This window comes from Vibrio sp. Makdt, assembly GCF_027587015.1.
GTDB lineage: Bacteria > Pseudomonadota > Gammaproteobacteria > Enterobacterales > Vibrionaceae > Vibrio > Vibrio chagasii_B.
On sequence record NZ_JAPPTH010000006.1, the window covers coordinates 167,146 to 185,177 of the forward strand.

Consider the following 18,032-nt stretch of genomic DNA (forward strand, 5'->3'; position numbering starts at 1 on the left):
TATGTTGTTTTAAGGTTATTATTTATTAGGTTGGATGACCATGCCAGTAAATACAATTATGGGGTTATTTGCAAAGTCCCCAATTAAACCTTTGCAGCGTCACGTAGTATGCGTGAACGAATGTTGTTCTCACCTAGTTAATTTCTTTGAAGTTTCTTCAAAGGGTGACTGGGAAAAAGCAGCTGAAATTCGAGCTCAGATTTCTCACCTTGAGAAAGAAGCTGACGTACTAAAACGTGAAATTCGCCTTAAACTTCCTCGTGGTTTGTTTATGCCTGTTGATCGCACCGACATGTTGGAGCTATTAACTCAGCAAGACAAACTAGCAAACCTAGCGAAAGACATTGCTGGCCGTGTATATGGTCGTCAACTTGTCATTCCTGCTCCTCTACAAGAAAACTTCATCGCTTACGTTAAACGTTGTCTAGATGCAGCGAACCAAGCACAAAACGTAATCAATGAACTAGACGAATTACTTGAGACTGGCTTTAAGGGCCGTGAAGTAACACTCGTTGCTGAAATGATTCATCAATTAGATGTAATTGAAGATGACACGGACGCGATGCAGATCGAACTACGCCAACAGCTAATGGCGATTGAAGGCGATCTGAATCCAGTTGATATCATGTTCTTATACAAAATTCTTGAATGGGTTGGTGGTATTGCAGATCAAGCACAGCGTGTAGGCGCTCGTCTTGAAGTAATGCTTTCTCGATCTTAAATCATACGTTAACCATATAACGAAGAGCATTTTTTGAACAAACCACTTATGCGTTGAGTATTTCTCTCGCTGAGCGGTTTTTTGCGTCTAAATTTGTTCCGCTTGTTATCAAACAACTAGGTATTACGATGGATATCCTTGCTAACTACGGCACTGTCCTGATTATTGTTGCAGCAGCTTTCGGTTTCTTGATGGCTATTGGTATTGGTGCAAATGACGTTGCGAACGCAATGGGCACCTCAGTAGGCTCTAAAGCTCTAACCGTAAAACAAGCGATCATTATCGCAATGATCTTTGAATTCGCTGGTGCATATCTTGCCGGTGGCGAAGTTACCGATACGATCCGTAAAGGTGTTATCGAAACATCTCTATTCGCACATCAACCAGACGTTCTTGTATTCGGTATGATGTCTGCACTTCTTGCTGCAGGTACATGGCTCCTTCTAGCTTCGTACATGGGCTGGCCTGTTTCTACTACTCACTCAATCATCGGTGCTATCATCGGTTTCGCTTGCGTGTCTGTAGGTACTGAAGCGGTAGACTGGAACAGCGTTCAAGGCATTGTGGGCAGTTGGATTATTACTCCTGTCATCTCTGGTTTCTTCGCCTACGTGATATTCGTAAGTGCTCAGCGACTGATTTTTGATACAGAGAACCCGCTATTCAACGCGAAGCGCTTTGTACCGGTATACATGTTCATCACAACGATGGTAATTGCACTGGTAACAATCAAGAAAGGTCTTAAGCACGTTGGTCTTCACCTAAGCAACACTGAAGCATGGGTTTGGGCTGCAGCAGTATCAGCAATTGTAATGATTGGTGGTTACCTATACATCCAGAAGAAATTCGCTAACCGCGAAGAAGACCACGGCTTTGCTGGTGTTGAAGGTATCTTCTCTGTACTAATGGTTATCACAGCTTGTGCTATGGCATTCGCACACGGTTCAAACGACGTTGCAAACGCGATTGGTCCACTGTCTGCTGTTGTATCAACGGTTGAGCACATGGGCGAAATCACAGGTAAGAGCACTATCGCATGGTGGATTCTTCCTCTAGGTGGTTTTGGTATCGTGGTTGGTCTTGCGACTCTTGGTCATAAAGTAATGGCAACCGTAGGTACTGGTATTACAGAACTAACACCGAGCCGTGGCTTTGCAGCACAACTTGCTACAGCATGTACGGTTGTTCTAGCGTCAGGTACTGGTCTTCCAATCTCAACTACACAAACACTGGTTGGTGCGGTGTTGGGTGTTGGTTTTGCTCGTGGTATCGCAGCACTGAACTTAGGCGTTGTACGTAATATCGTGGCTTCGTGGATTGTGACACTGCCAGCAGGTGCTCTACTTGCTGTTGTGTTCTTCTACGGTATTCAGGCTATGTTTAGCATGTAATTGCCACTGCGTTAGTCGATGCTAGCGTCAGAATTATGTGAGCTTCAGTAACGATATGTAAATGCCATGTCATTATTGACTCAAACGCACAGAAAGGGAGGCTTTGCCTCCCTTCTTTGTTGCACCGCATAAAGAAACTAAATATTATTTGCTAATTGAGGCTGACTCATCCGCCTACCCAATTAGAATCGTTAAGGGATTTACTGTGAAAAAACTGATTAGCTTAGTTTTGTTCGCAATGCTTGCGGCTCCAGCTGCCTTTGCACAAGACCGTTATATTGCTGACAAACTATTTACTTATATGCATTCTGGCCCAAACAACACCTTCCGTATTATCGGCAGTGTTGACGCTGGTGAGAAGATTACCTACCTGCAAGCAAACAAGAGCACGGGTTACACACAAATCCAAGACAACCGTGGCCGTAAAGGTTGGGTTGAAAGCAAGTTTGTAAGTACTAAAGAGAGTATGGCTCTGCGTATGCCTAAGCTTGAGAAAGAACTGACAGAAGTGAAAACTAAGCTGGCTAACGCACGTCAAACGGCTGACAGTGAAAAAGCAGGCCTAGCAAGCTCTCTAGATTCTCGTAATAAGCAGATTGCTGAACTAGAGCAGAACTACAGCGAGATTAGCCAACAGCTAACAAGCTCTCAAACAGAAAACCGTGAACTACGCGCTAAGCTAGACACGCAGAAAGATGACCTACTATTGAAGTACTTCATGTACGGTGGTGGCGTTGCTGGTATTGGTCTACTTCTTGGCCTTGTTCTACCACACATCATTCCTCGTCGTAAGAAGTCACCAAACGGCTGGGCGTAAGCTGATCGTTTGACTGTATTGCGTTACACAAAGTAAATTCAATATCGGATACTAAAAGGAGCACCTAAGTGCTCCTTTTTATTTATCTCAACATGTTATCAAAGCGCTTGTAGCAGCTTTAGGTTAGCCCTTCCACTCGTACAAAGCAGGAATCTCAATCTTCTGCTGATTAAACTCAACAACCACAGATTGCGGCCTGATCTCTAGCAGTTGAACATCATTACCGATCCAATCGCCCTGTGACACCTCTTGCCCATTCACTTTGACCCAACGCTTGTTCTCACTACTTGAGTACATATGGGTTTGTAAGTCGAGCTTAGGTAATACGCCAGACAAACTGTTAACGTGATTTTCGAGCTCAATCACTTGAGGTTCCATCTGGCTTGCTGGTCGCGAGTCCATCGGCTCAGGTGCACTTAGCTGCTCATCCATAACCGCTTCTAGCTTCAATGCCAAATCAGGCGGTAACTCGGTCAAATCCAAGCCTTGTAGCAGGTCGCTATCTGATTGCTGATAATTGCTTTCGTCGTTCACACCAGGTCCAACTTCAGGCTCAGCTAATGATAGCTCTGAATCATCCACTGTTCGCGCAGTGCTCTCTGCTTTGGTTACCGGCACAATTACCCCAGCAGACAGTTGAGTGCTATCAGAGTTAACTTGAGCATAAACCTCTTGGCGAGGTAACGATTTTAACGTCTTGCTTGTCGGCGCTGGACGCACCACAAACAGAGGCTCATCTTCGACTTCTTCTTCGACATTCAAATCAGCCGTTTCGATATCCTTGGCTTGAACAGACTGGGTTTCTGATTCTGAATTCGAACTAATAGCAGCTTGGTTAGCCGTTTGCTGTTGATGGTAAGATTGATACACCAAGGCACCACCTACCAACAGAGAAGGCACAAGTAAAACAAGCAACCCCATAGCCAACGACGAACCGCGTTTGTTGCTGATACCCTTTGCAGAACTCGGCACTTGATGGTTTTGGTAGCCCTTAAAGCTAGATTTGTCTGAGGGCTGATTCAACTCATGCATAATGCGTGACATTAGCTCGCTCCTCCGCTTAATGACATTAACTTCGGAGAATCTAGCTGAGCTAATCTTTGTAGCCTCGCTAAGGTTCGTTGGCCTGCGATGCCATCGACTGACATCCCCTGCCATGTTTGAAACGCTTCGACTTTCATTTTTAATTCGTAATCAAATACATCACTACCGGACACAACCTCTCCAAGAACCTCAGAAAGCAACAAATCAAGCAAAGCGACAGCTTCACCCTGATATCCCTCTTTTAACGTTTCTCGCAATGGCTGTTTCCAAATCGCGACATAATCACCATGCCAGACCTTCTCTAAAGATTGCTTCGGCATGACTAACAATTTTTCGTTCACCAGTAACTCGACAGCGTCTTGTGATGCGCCATAAAGCACAGCAAACACAGGCTCTTGCTCTACCTTTAAGTTCAATACCACAGGGACGCCTAACTCTAGAAGGTCATCTAGACTTGCTTGTTGTTGTTCACATACGAACACGCTTTGTGGCTCACTTAAGCATAAACCGTCACGCAGAGAGGATTGGTAGCCCCAAAGCGTATATAAGTCCTTGATCGCCAGCGAACGGTTAGTCCCTTGCATCAAGTGTTGCTGAATATGTGTTGGCAGTGCGAACTTGTCTATCTCAGACTCAACAACCAGCTTAGGCGTATCTGCGACTAACGACCGCTGCATCCTTACTGAGCTTAATGTTTGGGCTTCATTCGAAGGTTGGGTTGTTAGCCTTGAGTCAATGTAGGCTGGCGCAAAGTGAAAGGTCGCCATCGCAAGTGCGACACTCAAGGTAGCAGCACTCGCATATTGAACTAACTTTGGTAGCGTGCTCGCTGCACGAGGTTTTTCGACATGGTAAACCTCAGCTTGAAACGCCATGATCTGCTGGCACGATCTGTTGACCGTGTCATTGCTCGGTGTTTGCTCTCCATCATGAAAAGCTAGCTGAAGCGCCTTATCACACACCAAGTTAATCAACCGTGGAATACCATGTGTATATTGGGCGATCAGCTTAACGGAACGATTCGAAAACAGCATCTGCTCGCCACCCGCTGTCTCTAGACGAAACGCGATGTACTTGCCGGTCTCTTGAGTATTGAGAGGCAACAAATGGTAACGCCCTGTAATACGCTGAGCTAATTGACGCAGTTGGGTGGTCTGCAAATGCTGTTGTAATTCAGGTTGGCCAACCAGTAATACTTTTAATAACTTGCGACTGTCGGTTTCCAAATTCGTCAAGAGGCGTAGCTGTTCCAACACATCGGCAGCTAAGTGTTGAGCTTCATCTATCACCAATAAGGTTTGAATACCTTCCGCATGGCTATCCAGTAAGAAATAGTGAATCGCCTGACTCAGTTGTTTGAGTGATGCCTGCTGTGGATAGTCGATCTCGAACTCATCACAGATAGCTTCAAGCAAATCAGTGTTGGAAAACGTAGGGTTGAGTATAAGGCCAGCTTGAGTGTGGCTATCAAGAGAGGACAACATCGCTTTAGCGACCGTTGTTTTACCGGTTCCCACCTCACCAGTGAGCATTGCAAAGCCCCCACCCTCACCTAAACCGGCTTGTAGGTTCTGCATCGCCTCTTGGTGGCGCTGACTCAAAAACAAGTAGCGAGAATTTGGTACAATCGAAAATGGCATCTCAACGAAGCCAAAATATTCCTTATACATGTGCTGCCCTATAATTACGATTAATGGAAAGTACCATTGCTTGCCGTAAAGTCCAGCAGTGATAAAACATTTCGAGGTGATAAGTTGCAAATATACGATAGCCTACCAAAAGAGAATGGGCTACAGCGCTATCTAGTCGGTGGAGCGGTGCGCGATAAACTACTCAATATTGATAGTTATGATAAAGATTGGGTGGTGGTCGGCAGTACCCCTCAAGAGATGGAAAGCCTTGGCTTCACTGCAGTGGGTAAAGACTTCCCAGTATTCTTGCACCCAAAAACCAAAGAAGAACACGCACTGGCTCGCACTGAGAGAAAATCAGGCTCTGGTTACACAGGCTTCGAATGTTACTTCGCGCCAGATGTTAGCCTGGAAGAAGATCTCATGCGTCGAGATCTAACGATCAACGCCATCGCTCAAGATGATGCAGGCAACCTTCACGATCCTTACCACGGCCAGCAAGATCTCTCCGATCGTATTCTTCGACACGTATCCAATGCCTTTGTCGAAGATCCACTTCGAGTGCTGCGAGTGGCGCGCTTCGCTGCCAAACTTCACCATCTCGGTTTTAGCGTCGCCCCTGAAACTATGTTGATGATGAGTGAGATCGTTGAATCTGGTGAACTCGCCCATCTTACTGCAGAACGAGTATGGCAAGAGTGGCACAAATCACTCAGCACACCACACCCAGAAGTCTTTCTTTCCGTATTGAGAGAGTGCGGAGCACTAGCGGTTGCTTTGCCAGAGATTGACGCTCTGTTTGGTGTCCCTCAACCGGAGAAATGGCACCCTGAGATCGACACGGGTATCCATACTATGATGGTGGCTCAGCAAGCAGCGCTATTAAGCCCATCGCTGCCCGTACGCTTTGCCGCTCAAGTGCATGACTTAGGTAAAGGCGTGACACCACAAGCTGAATGGCCAAGCCATAAAATGCACTGCCACACAGGTGTTAAGATCATCAAGAAACTGTGTGAGCGAGTGAGAGTGCCCAATGAATTCAGAGACCTCGCATTATTAGTGTGTGAGCAACACTCAAACATTCATCGTGCAGGCGAGCTCAAGCCGACAACTTTCCTTAAGATTCTCAACAAGTTCGATGTTTGGCGTAAACCAGACCGCCTTAACGACATCTTACTTTGCTGCCAAGCTGACCACGCAGGCCGTAAAGGCTTAGAAGATCAGCCTTATCCTCAAAGAGCTCGTTTTGAAACGGCCTATCAAGCGGCGCTTCAAGTTGAAGTAAAAGTGATCATTGCTGATGGCTTTAAAGGTAAAGATATTCGAGAAGAGCAAGAGAAGCGCAGAGCGGTGGCTATTGAAAGCGCGTTATCAGAACTCACTGATAGTTAATCTTCAATCTGTTAGTAAGCACGCATTAAAAAGCCCGCAGTTAAGCGGGCTTTTTCAATTCTACGACGAGACTGTTATCAGCGCCTGTTACTGCATCATTAAGAAAGCAAACAGACCACAACCTAGAATTAGGCGGTAGATAACAAACGGTGTCATGCCCATACGTGAAATCAGCTTCAAGAAGAAGTGAATACAGATGTAAGCACTAATGAAAGACACCGCAATACCTGTTAGCAGTGTGCCCACATGGATTGGATCGCCACTGGTCACAAGCTTGAGACCTAAGTAACCACCAGCTAAAGTGATGATTGGGATAGACATTAGGAAAGAGAATCGAGCTGCCGCTTCACGAGTAAAGCCAAGGTAAAGTGCTGCCGTAATCGTGGCGCCTGAGCGAGAAGTACCAGGAATGATTGCCATTGCCTGAGCAAGACCAATAAACAGCGCTTTTTTCCACCCCGCTTGGTACTCATCATCACGTAGGCTTGAGTTCTTATCTACCCACCACAACAACAGACCAAAGACGATTGTCGTTGTCGCAATCACCCATGCACTACGCAGGTAAAGTTCAACAATATCCTTCATCAACAGACCAAAGACACATGCCGGAATCGTCGCAAGGATGATCATCCATGCCAATTTCGCTTCTTTACTACGGTCGCCCTTAAACACTGAGCCGAAGAATGCGCTCAACAACGAAATCACTTCTTTACGGAAGTAGATCACGACCGCGGCCAGAGTACCGACATGGACCGCGACATCAAAAGCCAAACCCTGATCTTCCCAGCCTAAAACCGCTGATGGAAGAATCAAGTGTGCCGAACTGGAAATAGGTAAAAACTCAGTAAAGCCTTGCACCAACGCCAATATAAACGCTTCAAAATAACTCATTACTTACCTTTATAATTATAGTTTTATATCTACGACAGAGAGCGAGTCTAGTTGCTGCATCTTCTGCCATATTTCACTGACGGTTCTCCCGTCTTGCGGGATCACTCTCGCAGGACAAAGATCATAAAGTGGTTGTGTTACAAAAGGATATTTATAGATATCACTGCGCGGTAACTCTGGAGCAGACTCAGATATCTCATCGCCAAACAGCACAATATCAAGATCCAAATTTCGATCCTGAAGTTTGTGTGCATCTTGCGCACGCCCCCATTTGTACTCAATTTTACGAAGTTCTTGTGAAAATTCAGTCAATGAAAGTGGCGTGTCGAGCTCTATCACAAAGTTATAAAATGGATGGCTATTAAAACCGACAGGCTCACAGTGATAGATTTTAGAGCATTTAAGGTTAGTCCCTAACGATTGCAGCTCTGTCCATGCCACCCTTGCATGCTTGTCGCGGTCTATGTTCGTGCCAACACCAACATAGGCGATGGTCATGCTTGACCTCGTTCGATGATCACACCTACCGCTTTTGCTTGAGGAACTGCACCAGGCTTCGCTAGGTGGATTTTTACCCAAGGAACAGAGTACTGAGTCATAATGAGCTCTGCGACTTCTTCAGCAACGCGTTCTACGAGTAGAAAACGGCCATTCGCAATGTGCTCAAGTACTGCAGTGCTCACTTTCGAATAATCCAAAGCATCAACCACATCATCACTCTTACCTGCTGGACGGTTGTCATGAGCCATTTCAATATCAAGCACCAGTTTCTGTTTAATCTCTTGTTCCCAATCGTAAACACCGATCGTTGTAATTACTTCTAGCTGCTCAATGAAAACTTTATCCAGTGCCATGACTTGTCCTTTTAGAGGTCGGATACCCAAATTTGGGAAAAAAACGTATTATTTGCGTAATTCGAGATATGATATCAATTACTCTTGGATTGAGCATTATTTTCCCATCTTTAGGCGTATAACCGTTAAAGGACAGACATGACTCCATTGGCACTTATCATGATCATTGCTGCCTATTTGCTAGGTTCAATCTCTAGTGCGGTCTTGATATGCCGAGTCTTGAGGCTGCCAGATCCTAGAACGGTGGGCTCAAACAACCCAGGCGCAACCAATGTGTTACGTGTCGGTGGCAAAGGTGCCGCAGCAGCAGTATTACTCTGTGATATGTTAAAAGGCACCATTCCAGTCTGGCTTGGTTACTTTCTCGGTATCGACTCAATTATTTTAGGTATCGTTGCGATTGCAGCTTGTCTTGGTCATATGTATCCGATCTTCTTCCACTTTAAGGGTGGTAAAGGCGTCGCAACGGCACTGGGTGCCATCGCCCCAATTGGATTCGACCTAACCGGTATGATCATGGCAACTTGGCTCGTGGTCGCGCTTTTATTTCGTTACTCCTCTTTGGCAGCATTGGTGACAGTGCTACTTGCCCCTTTCTACGCTTGGTTAGTCAAACCGCAATACACCCTGCCCGTGGCTATGCTGTGTTGCTTGATCGTGCTGCGTCACCATCAAAACATCCGCCGCCTACTGGACGGTAGTGAACCAAAGCTCGGGCAAAAAAAATCGGCTTAACCTTATTTCAAGATTAAACCGACCACTTTCTAACGATAGGTAAACTACTGCAGGTGCTTGCCTAAAAACTCTTTCAGCATAGTGTTTACAAATTCTGGCTGCTCTAGCGAGCTAATATGTCCTGCGCCAGGAATTACCACTAATTCACTACCAGAAATGCAATCATGCATCAGGTAAGATTCAAGTACCGGGCGTGGTTTATCTTCTTGGCCGACAGCTACCAACACAGGTAGAGCAAAGTTCTCTATCGTTTCAATCATGTCACGACGTCCAAACACCATACGACCAATTCGAGCTACTTGCTCTGCTTGCTCGCCCTGTAGTGCCGACAACTGCTGAGTAAAACCTTCTACCAAAGCTGGCGTGTTAGTTTGTGCGTCATTAGCAAAGAACAACGGCACAACCGCTTCTACAATCGGTTGAGGAACCATCTTAGTTTGAGAGATGGTGTCTAGCATGCTGAAGTATTTCGCGTGTGCAACTTCTGGCTCTAGACCGACAAAAGTGTCCATCAGTACCAAAGATTTGATACGTGCTGGTGCCAGCTCTGCAAGCTCAGTACCCCACATACCACCAACCGATAAGCCCACCACAGAAAACTCTTCAATGTTTAAATGGTCAAGCAGTGCCAGAACATGTTGAGCGTAGTCTTTTAGGTTGCCCATTGTATTCGGTGCCGCTTGAGACTCACCATGAGACCAAAGCTCAGGCACAATACAACGGTACTGAGATTTTAACGCTTCAACCTGTGGCTTCCACATCGCACTATCCCAAAGGTAGCTGTGTCCTAGTACAACAACCGGACCTTCGCCTTCGTCTAGGTACGCCATCGATTGATTATCTACAGTGAACTTATTCATCTTCTTCCCTAATCTCTATCAGCAATTATTTATCGACATATAGTCGGTAAGCTAAGATATAAAAACGGCCGCACAAGGCGACCGTTTATCGAAACATTTTGATGTATTACGCAATTGGCTCTAATTGGTCGATCGGCCAACGCGGTGTGGCTTGAACTGAAAGATCAGCAGTCTCACCATTTTTCAGGCGCTGCATACCGGCATAAGCGATCATCGCACCGTTATCAGTACAGAACTCAGTACGCGGGTAGTAAACCTCGCCACCAATTTTCTTAGCAAGTGCTTCAAGCTCAACACGCAGTTGTTTGTTTGCACTTACACCACCAGCAATCACTATACGTTTCATGCCCGTCTGTTCCAAGGCACGCTTACACTTGATTACCAAGGTGCCACAAACCGCCTCTTGGAATGCATATGCGATATCGGCACGAGTTTGCTCACTATCGTCATTGTCACGAATCGTGTTCGCTGCAAAGGTTTTTAGGCCAGAGAAGCTCATATCCAAGCCCGGACGATCCGTCATTGGACGTGGGAACTTAAAACGGCCCGGCGTGCCTTTCTCTGCTAGTCGAGATAGTAATGGGCCACCAGGGTAATCTAAGCCCATTAACTTAGCCGTTTTATCGAAGGCTTCACCTGCCGCATCATCAATCGATTCACCAAGGATCTTGTATTCACCAATGCCTTTCACTTCGACCATCATGGTGTGACCACCCGAAACCAGCAGAGCAACAAATGGGAACGGAGGTGGGTTATCTTCTAACATAGGCGCAAGAAGGTGACCTTCCATATGGTGAACAGGCACAGCTGGTACACCCCAAGCGTAAGCAATACTGCGACCAATGGTTGCACCAACAAGCAGCGCACCAACAAGGCCAGGGCCAGCAGTGTAAGCGACACCGTCGATGTCTTTAGAGGTCAGGTTTGCCTCTTTTAGAGCCGCTTTAATTAGCGGAATAGTTTTCTTCACGTGATCACGTGATGCGAGCTCAGGTACCACACCACCGTAATCGGCGTGCAGTTTTACTTGGCTGTATAATTGATGAGAAAGCAGGCCCTGCTCATCATCATAAATTGCGATTCCTGTTTCATCACAAGAGGTTTCAATACCAATAATGCGCATAATTTTCTCGGCACGCTTTCGTCTAAAATGGGAAATTAGCGCAATATTACCCTGCCTAAGCTCTTCAAACAAATATTGTACAGACTATAATCGACAAAGTGCTTTACAAAGCCACTCTGATCGGATTAAAATTCCGCACCATTTTTGATCAAGCTGGTTAGAGACCACACTTAATCGAAAGTTGTCTACGGATAATTTTTCTGATTTGGTCATCAGTAGCCAGCGATAATGAATAACCCCTGAGGTGAAAGGCATATGCCAATAGTTAAAGTACGTGAAAACGAACCGTTCGACGTTGCACTACGTCGTTTCAAGCGCTCTTGTGAAAAAGCAGGTATCCTTTCTGAAGTTCGCCGTCGCGAGCACTACGAAAAGCCAACTACAGTTCGCAAACGCGCTAAAGCAGCAGCTCAAAAGCGTCACGCTAAGAAGCTAGCTCGCGAAAACGCACGTCGCGTTCGCCTGTACTAATAACTTAATCCATAAGGACTGAGTTATGGCTCTTATTGAACAACTCAAAGAAGAGCAAAAATTAGCGATGAAAGCCAAGGACAAACCGCGCCTTGGCACTATCCGTTTAGCTCTTGCTGCTGTAAAGCAACGTGAAGTCGACGAACAGATTACTCTGAGCGATGACGACATTCTTGCTGTGCTAGTAAAAATGGTTAAACAACGTCGCGATTCTGTTGCTCAATATGAATCAGCTGGTCGTCAAGATCTTGCTGACGTGGAACAAGCAGAAATTGCTGTACTTGAAGGCTTTATGCCTCAACCGCTTACTGAAGAAGAAGTAATCGCACTACTTGATAGCGCAATTGCAGAAGCTCAACCTGCGGGCATGCAAGACATGGGTAAAGTAATGGCTATCTTGAAACCACAAATTCAAGGGCGTGCAGATATGGGTAAAGTTAGTGGTTTAGTTCGCTCTAAACTCGCTTAATCCCAAATCAAATTGCAACAAGCCGTGCAATCCTTCGGAACGCACGGCTTGTTTGTATCTGTAACCTATTCAAACTATTATTATCCACACTCTCAGTTAGTGCATTTTTCTAAGGTTTTATGGCAGGACACATCCCGCGTAGTTTCATCGATGATCTCCTAGCGCGTCTCGACATTGTCGACATTGTAGACGCACGCGTGAAACTTAAGAAAAAAGGCAAAAACTACGGTGCTTGTTGCCCATTCCACAACGAAAAGACGCCCTCTTTTAGCGTAAGCCAAGAGAAACAGTTTTATCACTGTTTTGGTTGCGGCGTACACGGCAATGCCATCGACTTCATTATGGAGTTCGAGCGCCTCGAATTCGTTGAAGCTATTGAAGAGCTCGCCTCCTTCTTAGGGCTCGATGTTCCAAGAGAACAACGTAGCGGTGAGATTTCTACCGCACCAAGAGCCAACACTGAACAAAAACGTAACCTCTATGATTTGATGGGCGGCATTAGCCAGTTCTATCGCTCACAGCTAAAAATAGCAGCCAATAAGCCTGCGATTGAGTACCTAAAAAATCGTGGTTTATCGGGCGAGATTGTTCAGAAGTTTGGCATTGGTTATGTGGCCGATGAGTGGGACTTAGTTCGTAAGAACTTTGGCCAACAAAAAGAAGCTCAAGACATGCTGGTAACAGGCGGCATGTTGATAGAAAACGATAAGGGTAATCGATACGACCGATTCCGTGGTCGTGTTATGTTCCCGATTCGCGATCGTCGTGGTCGTGTGATTGGTTTTGGTGGACGTGTCTTAGAAGATGGCACACCAAAATACCTAAACTCACCAGAGACACCTATCTTCCATAAAGGCAAAGAGCTATATGGCCTTTATGAAGTATTACAGGCATACCGTGAACCGCCTCAAGTCCTTGTGGTTGAAGGCTACATGGATGTCGTGGCTCTTGCGCAGTATGGTGTAGATTACTCGGTGGCATCACTAGGCACCTCAACAACTGGCGACCACATTCAAATGCTGTTTAGACAAACCAGCACTGTGGTTTGTTGTTACGATGGTGACCGAGCGGGTAAAGAGGCAGCATGGCGCGCTCTAGAAAATGCACTTGAGTACCTGAAAACAGGTAATACACTCAAGTTTCTGTTCTTGCCCGATGGTGAAGACCCAGATAGCTATATAAGAGAACACGGTAAGGCCGCTTTTGAGCAACTAGTCCAAAATGCGACCCCGCTGTCGACCTATTTGTTCGACAACCTGATAGAAATACACAAACTGAACTTGGGAACAACCGAAGGAAAATCGGCACTGCGTGCGCACGCAAGCGCCTTGATTAATAAAATTCCTGACAGCTATTTCCAAGAACTGCTCGAAAAATTACTGGATGAGCGAACTGGATTTGATAACCAACTGAGACGTGCTCGTGTTCATACACAAAACCCGACACCTCAGCCGCACAAAGAGCTCAAGCGAACTCCAATGCGTGAAGTTATCGCTTTGCTTATCCAAAATCCGAGCTATGCTGATATGGTACCGGATTTATCAAGTGTCAAAGGCTTACCGTTGCCTGGACTAAGTTTATTCGTTGAAGTACTTGATAAATGCCACGCGCATCCCCATATCAACACCGGCCAGTTATTAGAGCACTGGCGAGATAATAAACATGAGGCTCTTCTGTCTCGTCTCGCGAGCTGGGAAATCCCCCTCGACGAAGACAATCAAGAAGACATATTTTTAGACTCATTGGACAAAATACTTGCCCAGTGCGTTGAAAAACAAATTGAAAACCTGCAGGCCAAAGCAAGAAGTGTCGGTTTATCAGCCGAAGAAAAAAGGGAGCTACTAGCTTTAATGCTAGATCTAAAAGCGTAACCCTGTTTGATTAGTCAGCATTTAATAAATTTGTTAACATAATTGGTTTGCATTTGAGAATGCAACGTCCTTCACCAGACCTGAAGTTGGATATCATCTATGGATCAAAATCCGCAGTCACAGCTCAAATTACTTGTTATTAAAGGCAAGGAACAAGGCTATCTGACCTACGCCGAAGTAAACGACCACCTACCTGCAGAAATCGTGGATTCTGAACAGGTAGAAGACATCATTCAAATGATTAACGACATGGGCATCAAAGTAGTTGAAACTGCACCTGATGCTGATGATCTAGCGCTTAATGATGACGATGCCAATATAGATGAAGACGCAGCCGAAGCTGCAGCTGCTGCGCTTTCAAGCGTAGAAAGCGAGATTGGCCGTACTACTGACCCAGTTCGCATGTACATGCGTGAAATGGGTACGGTTGAGCTACTGACTCGTGAAGGCGAAATCGACATTGCTAAGCGTATTGAAGATGGTATCAATACAGTTCAGCTATCTGTTGCTGAGTACCCAGGTACTATTCCATACATCTTGGAACAGTTTGACCGCGTACAAGCAGAAGAGATTCGCTTAACAGACCTAATTAATGGCTTTGTTGACCCAGATGACGATGGCACAGCTGCACCAACAGCGACTCACATCGGTTCAGAACTTGCTGAAACAGATCTGGATGACGAAGACGCAGAAGACGTTGATGACGATGAAGAAGAGGAAGAAGAAGATACAGGTATCGATCCTGAGCTTGCTCTTGAGAAATTCACAGCGCTTCGTACTAGCTACCAAAACCGTCAGCTAGCGATCAACGAGTACGGCCATGAAAGCCCGAAAGCAATGCTTGCAACGACAATGATGCAAGACGTATTCAAAGAGTTCCGTCTAACACCAAAACAGTTTGATTACCTAGTAAACGAACTGCGCAACTCTATGGATCGTGTACGTACTCAAGAACGCCTAATCATGCGTCAAACGGTTGAGTACGGCAAAATGCCGAAGAAATCTTTCATTGCTCTATTTACTGGCAACGAATCTAGCGAAGCATGGTTAGATGAAGTACTTGCTTCTGACAAACCATACGCAGAAAAGATCAAACGTCACGAGAACGATATCCGTCGCTCAATCCAAAAACTGGATATGATCGAGAAAGAGACCTCTCTGACTGTTCAAAGCATTAAAGACATCAGCCGTCGTATGTCTATCGGTGAAGCGAAAGCTCGTCGTGCGAAGAAAGAGATGGTTGAAGCGAACTTACGTCTAGTAATCTCGATTGCTAAGAAGTACACAAACCGTGGTCTACAATTCTTGGATCTAATCCAAGAAGGTAACATCGGTCTGATGAAAGCGGTTGATAAGTTTGAATACCGTCGTGGTTACAAGTTCTCAACTTACGCTACATGGTGGATCCGTCAAGCAATCACTCGTTCAATTGCCGACCAAGCTCGTACTATCCGTATTCCGGTTCACATGATCGAAACGATCAACAAACTAAACCGTATCTCTCGTCAAATGCTACAAGAGATGGGTCGTGAACCACTTCCGGAAGAGCTGGCTGAGCGCATGCAAATGCCTGAAGACAAGATCCGTAAAGTACTGAAAATCGCTAAAGAGCCTATCTCAATGGAGACACCAATCGGTGACGACGAAGATTCGCATCTAGGTGATTTCATCGAGGATACAACGCTAGAACTACCTCTAGACTCTGCAACGGCAACCAGCCTACGCGGTGCAACTAAAGACGTTCTTGCTGGCCTAACACCTCGTGAAGCGAAAGTACTGCGTATGCGTTTCGGTATCGACATGAACACGGACCACACTCTAGAAGAGGTTGGTAAGCAGTTCGACGTAACTCGTGAGCGTATCCGTCAGATCGAAGCAAAAGCACTACGTAAACTTCGTCACCCAAGCCGTTCAGAAACTCTGCGCAGCTTCCTAGACGAGTAATCACACACATTGATGTGATTAGCTTTTAAGCATAATTAACAAAAGGTGAGCTATGGCTCACCTTTTTTGTAGCTGTGTGATTTAAGTGGCTAAGATGTAAGCGGAATTGCCCCTTATAGTGTCTAGACACCACTGAATGCTTCCCCTATAATCTATGCCCTACGGCCCCTTAGCTCAGTGGTTAGAGCGCACGACTCATAATCGTTCGGTCCCCAGTTCAAATCTGGGAGGGGCCACCAAATTAGAAAAGCCAGAACAGTTTATGCTGTTCTGGCTTTTTGCTTTTCTAAGCTCGCTATTCTTTATGCCCTACTCGTATCAATACATCCCTGAATGAGTGAACTCCACAGTACACAATGCCATTTGCCTCTCTGTGACTAAGCTTACTTTTCTTTTATAAAAAAATCGGCAATATGAGTGTACATAAATCGCTCAATAGTTCAGGGAAGAAACATGAAAGACGAAACACTCTCGATTCACTTCGGATACGAAACCGATCCAACCACTAAATCCGTTGCTACTCCTATCTACCAAACCGTTGCCTATGAATTTGACGATGCTCAGCATGGTGCTGATCTGTTCAACCTAGCCGTACCTGGCAATATCTACACCCGCATTATGAACCCAACCAACGATGTGTTGGAGAAACGTATGGCGGCGTTAGAAGGTGGTATTGCAGGTTTGGTAGTGAGTGCAGGCAGCGCGGCAATCAACTACGCGATTCAGACATTGGCACAAATCGGTGACAACATTGTCTCAACACCTCAGCTTTACGGTGGCACTTACACCTTGTTTGCTCACATGCTGCCAAACCAAGGAATTGAAGTTCGTTTTGCTAAAGACGATAAACCGGAGAGCCTAGCAGAGCTTATCGATGAAAAAACCAAAGCGGTTTACTGTGAGAGTATCGGTAACCCTGCGGGTAATATCATCAACCTAGAGCGTGTCGCCGAACTTGCCCACGCGCAAGGTGTCCCTGTGATTGTCGATAATACCGTCGCGACTCCAGTGCTGTGTAAACCCATTGAGTTTGGTGCTGACATTGTAGTCCATTCACTAACAAAGTACGTGGGTGGTCACGGTACAACCTTGGGTGGTGTGATTGTCGATTCAGGTAAATTCCCATGGGCACAACACAAAGATCGCTTCCCAGTATTTAATCAACCTGAGCCCTCTTATCACGGTGTGGTTTATACCGAAGCCTTTGGTGAGGCTGCATTTATTGGTCGCGCTAGAACGGTTCCACTACGCAATACAGGCGCAGCTTTGTCACCAATGAATGCCTTTATGTTGATGCAAGGCTTGGAGACGCTGTCGCTACGTATGGAGCGACATACAGAGAACGCATTGAAAGTGGCGGAGTATCTCAGCCAACATGATAAAGTCAGCTGGGTAAGTTACGCTGGTCTACCAAGTTCAGAGTTCTACCCGCTTGCTGAAAAGTACATGCAAGGTAAGCCATCGGCGATTTTATCTTTTGGCTTAAAGGATGGTTACAAAGCGGGTGTTCGCTTTTATGACGCGCTACAAATCTTTAAGCGCTTGGTAAACATTGGCGATGCAAAATCTCTTGCTTGTCACCCAGCGTCGACAACGCACCGTCAGCTAAGCGAAGCTGAACAGAAACAAGCCGGTGTATCACCAGAGATGATTCGCCTATCAGTAGGTATTGAGCACATCGAAGATATCCTTGCTGACCTAGAGCAAGCTCTTAACGCTTGAGATTTATAGCAACACCAGAAGATAAGTGTACAAAGTAACAGGTATAAAAAAGCCCATCATGATGATGGGCTTTCGTATTGTCGAAGGACATTAAAG

17 protein-coding genes and 1 tRNA gene are annotated in these 18,032 nt (G+C 45.7%); 11 read left to right on the forward strand and 7 right to left on the reverse strand.

Going from position 1 to position 18,032, the window contains the following annotated elements:
• Positions 1 to 40: 40 nt before the first annotated feature.
• The 3 genes from OH460_RS09935 to OH460_RS09945 all read left to right on the forward strand — a co-directional run bounded on the left by OH460_RS09935 (position 41) and on the right by OH460_RS09945 (position 2,929).
• Entirely contained in the window at positions 41 to 721 is a 681-nt protein-coding gene (locus tag OH460_RS09935; protein ID WP_008222549.1) for a TIGR00153 family protein, read from the forward strand.
• Between the two features lie 128 nt (positions 722 to 849).
• Positions 850 to 2,112: an inorganic phosphate transporter gene (locus tag OH460_RS09940; RefSeq protein WP_061033573.1), complete on the forward strand. Its 1,263-nt coding sequence runs from the start codon at positions 850 to 852 to the stop codon at positions 2,110 to 2,112.
• A 205-nt stretch (positions 2,113 to 2,317) separates the two neighbouring features.
• On the forward strand, positions 2,318 to 2,929 hold the full coding sequence (locus OH460_RS09945; RefSeq protein WP_008222545.1) for a TIGR04211 family SH3 domain-containing protein: 612 nt from the start codon (positions 2,318 to 2,320) through the stop codon (positions 2,927 to 2,929).
• A 123-nt stretch (positions 2,930 to 3,052) separates the two neighbouring features.
• On the opposite strand, the gene OH460_RS09950 is transcribed toward OH460_RS09945, so the two are convergent.
• Together OH460_RS09950 and OH460_RS09955 are read right to left on the reverse strand one after the other, a co-directional pair.
• Positions 3,053 to 3,973: a general secretion pathway protein GspB gene (locus OH460_RS09950; protein ID WP_269996966.1), complete on the reverse strand. Its 921-nt coding sequence runs from the start codon at positions 3,971 to 3,973 to the stop codon at positions 3,053 to 3,055.
• Positions 3,973 to 5,643 (reverse strand): ExeA family protein, encoded by a 1,671-nt coding sequence (locus OH460_RS09955; protein WP_269996967.1) that lies wholly within the window; start codon positions 5,641 to 5,643, stop codon positions 3,973 to 3,975. Before OH460_RS09955 ends, OH460_RS09950 begins: the two co-directional genes overlap by 1 nt.
• A 36-nt stretch (positions 5,644 to 5,679) precedes the next feature.
• Between OH460_RS09955 and OH460_RS09960 the strand changes: the two genes are divergently transcribed.
• Positions 5,680 to 6,996, forward strand: coding sequence for a multifunctional CCA addition/repair protein (locus OH460_RS09960; protein WP_269996968.1), 1,317 nt, complete (start codon positions 5,680 to 5,682; stop codon positions 6,994 to 6,996).
• An 87-nt stretch (positions 6,997 to 7,083) separates the two neighbouring features.
• On the opposite strand, the gene OH460_RS09965 is transcribed toward OH460_RS09960, so the two are convergent.
• From OH460_RS09965 to folB, 3 genes are read right to left on the reverse strand one after another with little or no spacing between them, the layout of a single operon-like run.
• Positions 7,084 to 7,887: an undecaprenyl-diphosphate phosphatase gene (locus tag OH460_RS09965; protein ID WP_269996969.1), complete on the reverse strand. Its 804-nt coding sequence runs from the start codon at positions 7,885 to 7,887 to the stop codon at positions 7,084 to 7,086.
• Between the two features lie 15 nt (positions 7,888 to 7,902).
• The gene (folK, locus tag OH460_RS09970; RefSeq protein ID WP_004740782.1) at positions 7,903 to 8,385 is read right to left on the reverse strand and encodes a 2-amino-4-hydroxy-6-hydroxymethyldihydropteridine diphosphokinase; all 483 of its coding nucleotides are present in this window, start codon (positions 8,383 to 8,385) and stop codon (positions 7,903 to 7,905) included.
• Positions 8,382 to 8,741: a dihydroneopterin aldolase gene (gene folB, locus OH460_RS09975; protein WP_269996970.1), complete on the reverse strand. Its 360-nt coding sequence runs from the start codon at positions 8,739 to 8,741 to the stop codon at positions 8,382 to 8,384. Before folB ends, folK begins: the two co-directional genes overlap by 4 nt.
• A 138-nt stretch (positions 8,742 to 8,879) precedes the next feature.
• Between folB and plsY the strand changes: the two genes are divergently transcribed.
• Complete coding sequence (gene plsY / locus OH460_RS09980; protein ID WP_061033566.1) at positions 8,880 to 9,476, forward strand: glycerol-3-phosphate 1-O-acyltransferase PlsY; 597 nt, start codon at positions 8,880 to 8,882, stop codon at positions 9,474 to 9,476.
• A 44-nt stretch (positions 9,477 to 9,520) separates the two neighbouring features.
• On the opposite strand, the gene OH460_RS09985 is transcribed toward plsY, so the two are convergent.
• Positions 9,521 to 10,336 (reverse strand): alpha/beta fold hydrolase, encoded by an 816-nt coding sequence (locus OH460_RS09985; RefSeq protein WP_269996971.1) that lies wholly within the window; start codon positions 10,334 to 10,336, stop codon positions 9,521 to 9,523.
• A 106-nt stretch (positions 10,337 to 10,442) separates the two neighbouring features.
• Entirely contained in the window at positions 10,443 to 11,459 is a 1,017-nt protein-coding gene (gene tsaD / locus OH460_RS09990; RefSeq protein ID WP_004740786.1) for a tRNA (adenosine(37)-N6)-threonylcarbamoyltransferase complex transferase subunit TsaD, read from the reverse strand.
• 255 nt (positions 11,460 to 11,714) lie between these two features.
• On the opposite strand from tsaD, the gene rpsU reads away from it, so the two are divergent.
• The 6 genes from rpsU to OH460_RS10020 all read left to right on the forward strand — a co-directional run bounded on the left by rpsU (position 11,715) and on the right by OH460_RS10020 (position 17,936).
• On the forward strand, positions 11,715 to 11,930 hold the full coding sequence (gene rpsU / locus OH460_RS09995; protein WP_004396009.1) for a 30S ribosomal protein S21: 216 nt from the start codon (positions 11,715 to 11,717) through the stop codon (positions 11,928 to 11,930).
• A 25-nt stretch (positions 11,931 to 11,955) separates the two neighbouring features.
• The gene (locus OH460_RS10000) at positions 11,956 to 12,399 is read left to right on the forward strand and encodes a GatB/YqeY domain-containing protein (protein ID WP_008222517.1); all 444 of its coding nucleotides are present in this window, start codon (positions 11,956 to 11,958) and stop codon (positions 12,397 to 12,399) included.
• 119 nt (positions 12,400 to 12,518) lie between these two features.
• A complete protein-coding gene (gene dnaG, locus OH460_RS10005) occupies positions 12,519 to 14,270 on the forward strand; it encodes a DNA primase (protein ID WP_061033564.1) in 1,752 nt (583 codons plus the stop codon).
• A 99-nt stretch (positions 14,271 to 14,369) separates the two neighbouring features.
• Positions 14,370 to 16,214, forward strand: a complete 1,845-nt coding sequence (gene rpoD / locus OH460_RS10010; protein WP_008222514.1) for an RNA polymerase sigma factor RpoD — start codon at positions 14,370 to 14,372, stop codon at positions 16,212 to 16,214.
• Between the two features lie 163 nt (positions 16,215 to 16,377).
• A tRNA-Ile gene (locus tag OH460_RS10015) sits at positions 16,378 to 16,453 on the forward strand.
• 214 nt (positions 16,454 to 16,667) lie between these two features.
• Positions 16,668 to 17,936 carry an O-acetylhomoserine aminocarboxypropyltransferase/cysteine synthase family protein gene (locus OH460_RS10020; protein ID WP_269996972.1) on the forward strand — a complete coding sequence of 423 codons (1,269 nt, stop codon included), beginning with the start codon at positions 16,668 to 16,670 and terminating at the stop codon, positions 17,934 to 17,936.
• The last annotated feature ends 96 nt before the right edge of the window (positions 17,937 to 18,032 follow it).

Coding starts and splice junctions, on each gene's coding strand:
- plsY (WP_061033566.1), top strand. CDS start 8,880: ATGACTCCATTGGCACTTATCATGATCATTGCTGCCTATTTGCTAGGT.
- OH460_RS09935 (WP_008222549.1), top strand. CDS start 41: ATGCCAGTAAATACAATTATGGGGTTATTTGCAAAGTCCCCAATTAAA.
- tsaD (WP_004740786.1), bottom strand. CDS start 11,459: ATGCGCATTATTGGTATTGAAACCTCTTGTGATGAAACAGGAATCGCA.
- dnaG (WP_061033564.1), top strand. CDS start 12,519: ATGGCAGGACACATCCCGCGTAGTTTCATCGATGATCTCCTAGCGCGT.
- rpoD (WP_008222514.1), top strand. CDS start 14,370: ATGGATCAAAATCCGCAGTCACAGCTCAAATTACTTGTTATTAAAGGC.
- rpsU (WP_004396009.1), top strand. CDS start 11,715: ATGCCAATAGTTAAAGTACGTGAAAACGAACCGTTCGACGTTGCACTA.
- OH460_RS10000 (WP_008222517.1), top strand. CDS start 11,956: ATGGCTCTTATTGAACAACTCAAAGAAGAGCAAAAATTAGCGATGAAA.
- OH460_RS09965 (WP_269996969.1), bottom strand. CDS start 7,887: ATGAGTTATTTTGAAGCGTTTATATTGGCGTTGGTGCAAGGCTTTACT.
- OH460_RS09955 (WP_269996967.1), bottom strand. CDS start 5,643: ATGTATAAGGAATATTTTGGCTTCGTTGAGATGCCATTTTCGATTGTA.
- OH460_RS09950 (WP_269996966.1), bottom strand. CDS start 3,973: ATGTCACGCATTATGCATGAGTTGAATCAGCCCTCAGACAAATCTAGC.
- OH460_RS10020 (WP_269996972.1), top strand. CDS start 16,668: ATGAAAGACGAAACACTCTCGATTCACTTCGGATACGAAACCGATCCA.
- folK (WP_004740782.1), bottom strand. CDS start 8,385: ATGACCATCGCCTATGTTGGTGTTGGCACGAACATAGACCGCGACAAG.
- folB (WP_269996970.1), bottom strand. CDS start 8,741: ATGGCACTGGATAAAGTTTTCATTGAGCAGCTAGAAGTAATTACAACG.
- OH460_RS09985 (WP_269996971.1), bottom strand. CDS start 10,336: ATGAATAAGTTCACTGTAGATAATCAATCGATGGCGTACCTAGACGAA.
- OH460_RS09940 (WP_061033573.1), top strand. CDS start 850: ATGGATATCCTTGCTAACTACGGCACTGTCCTGATTATTGTTGCAGCA.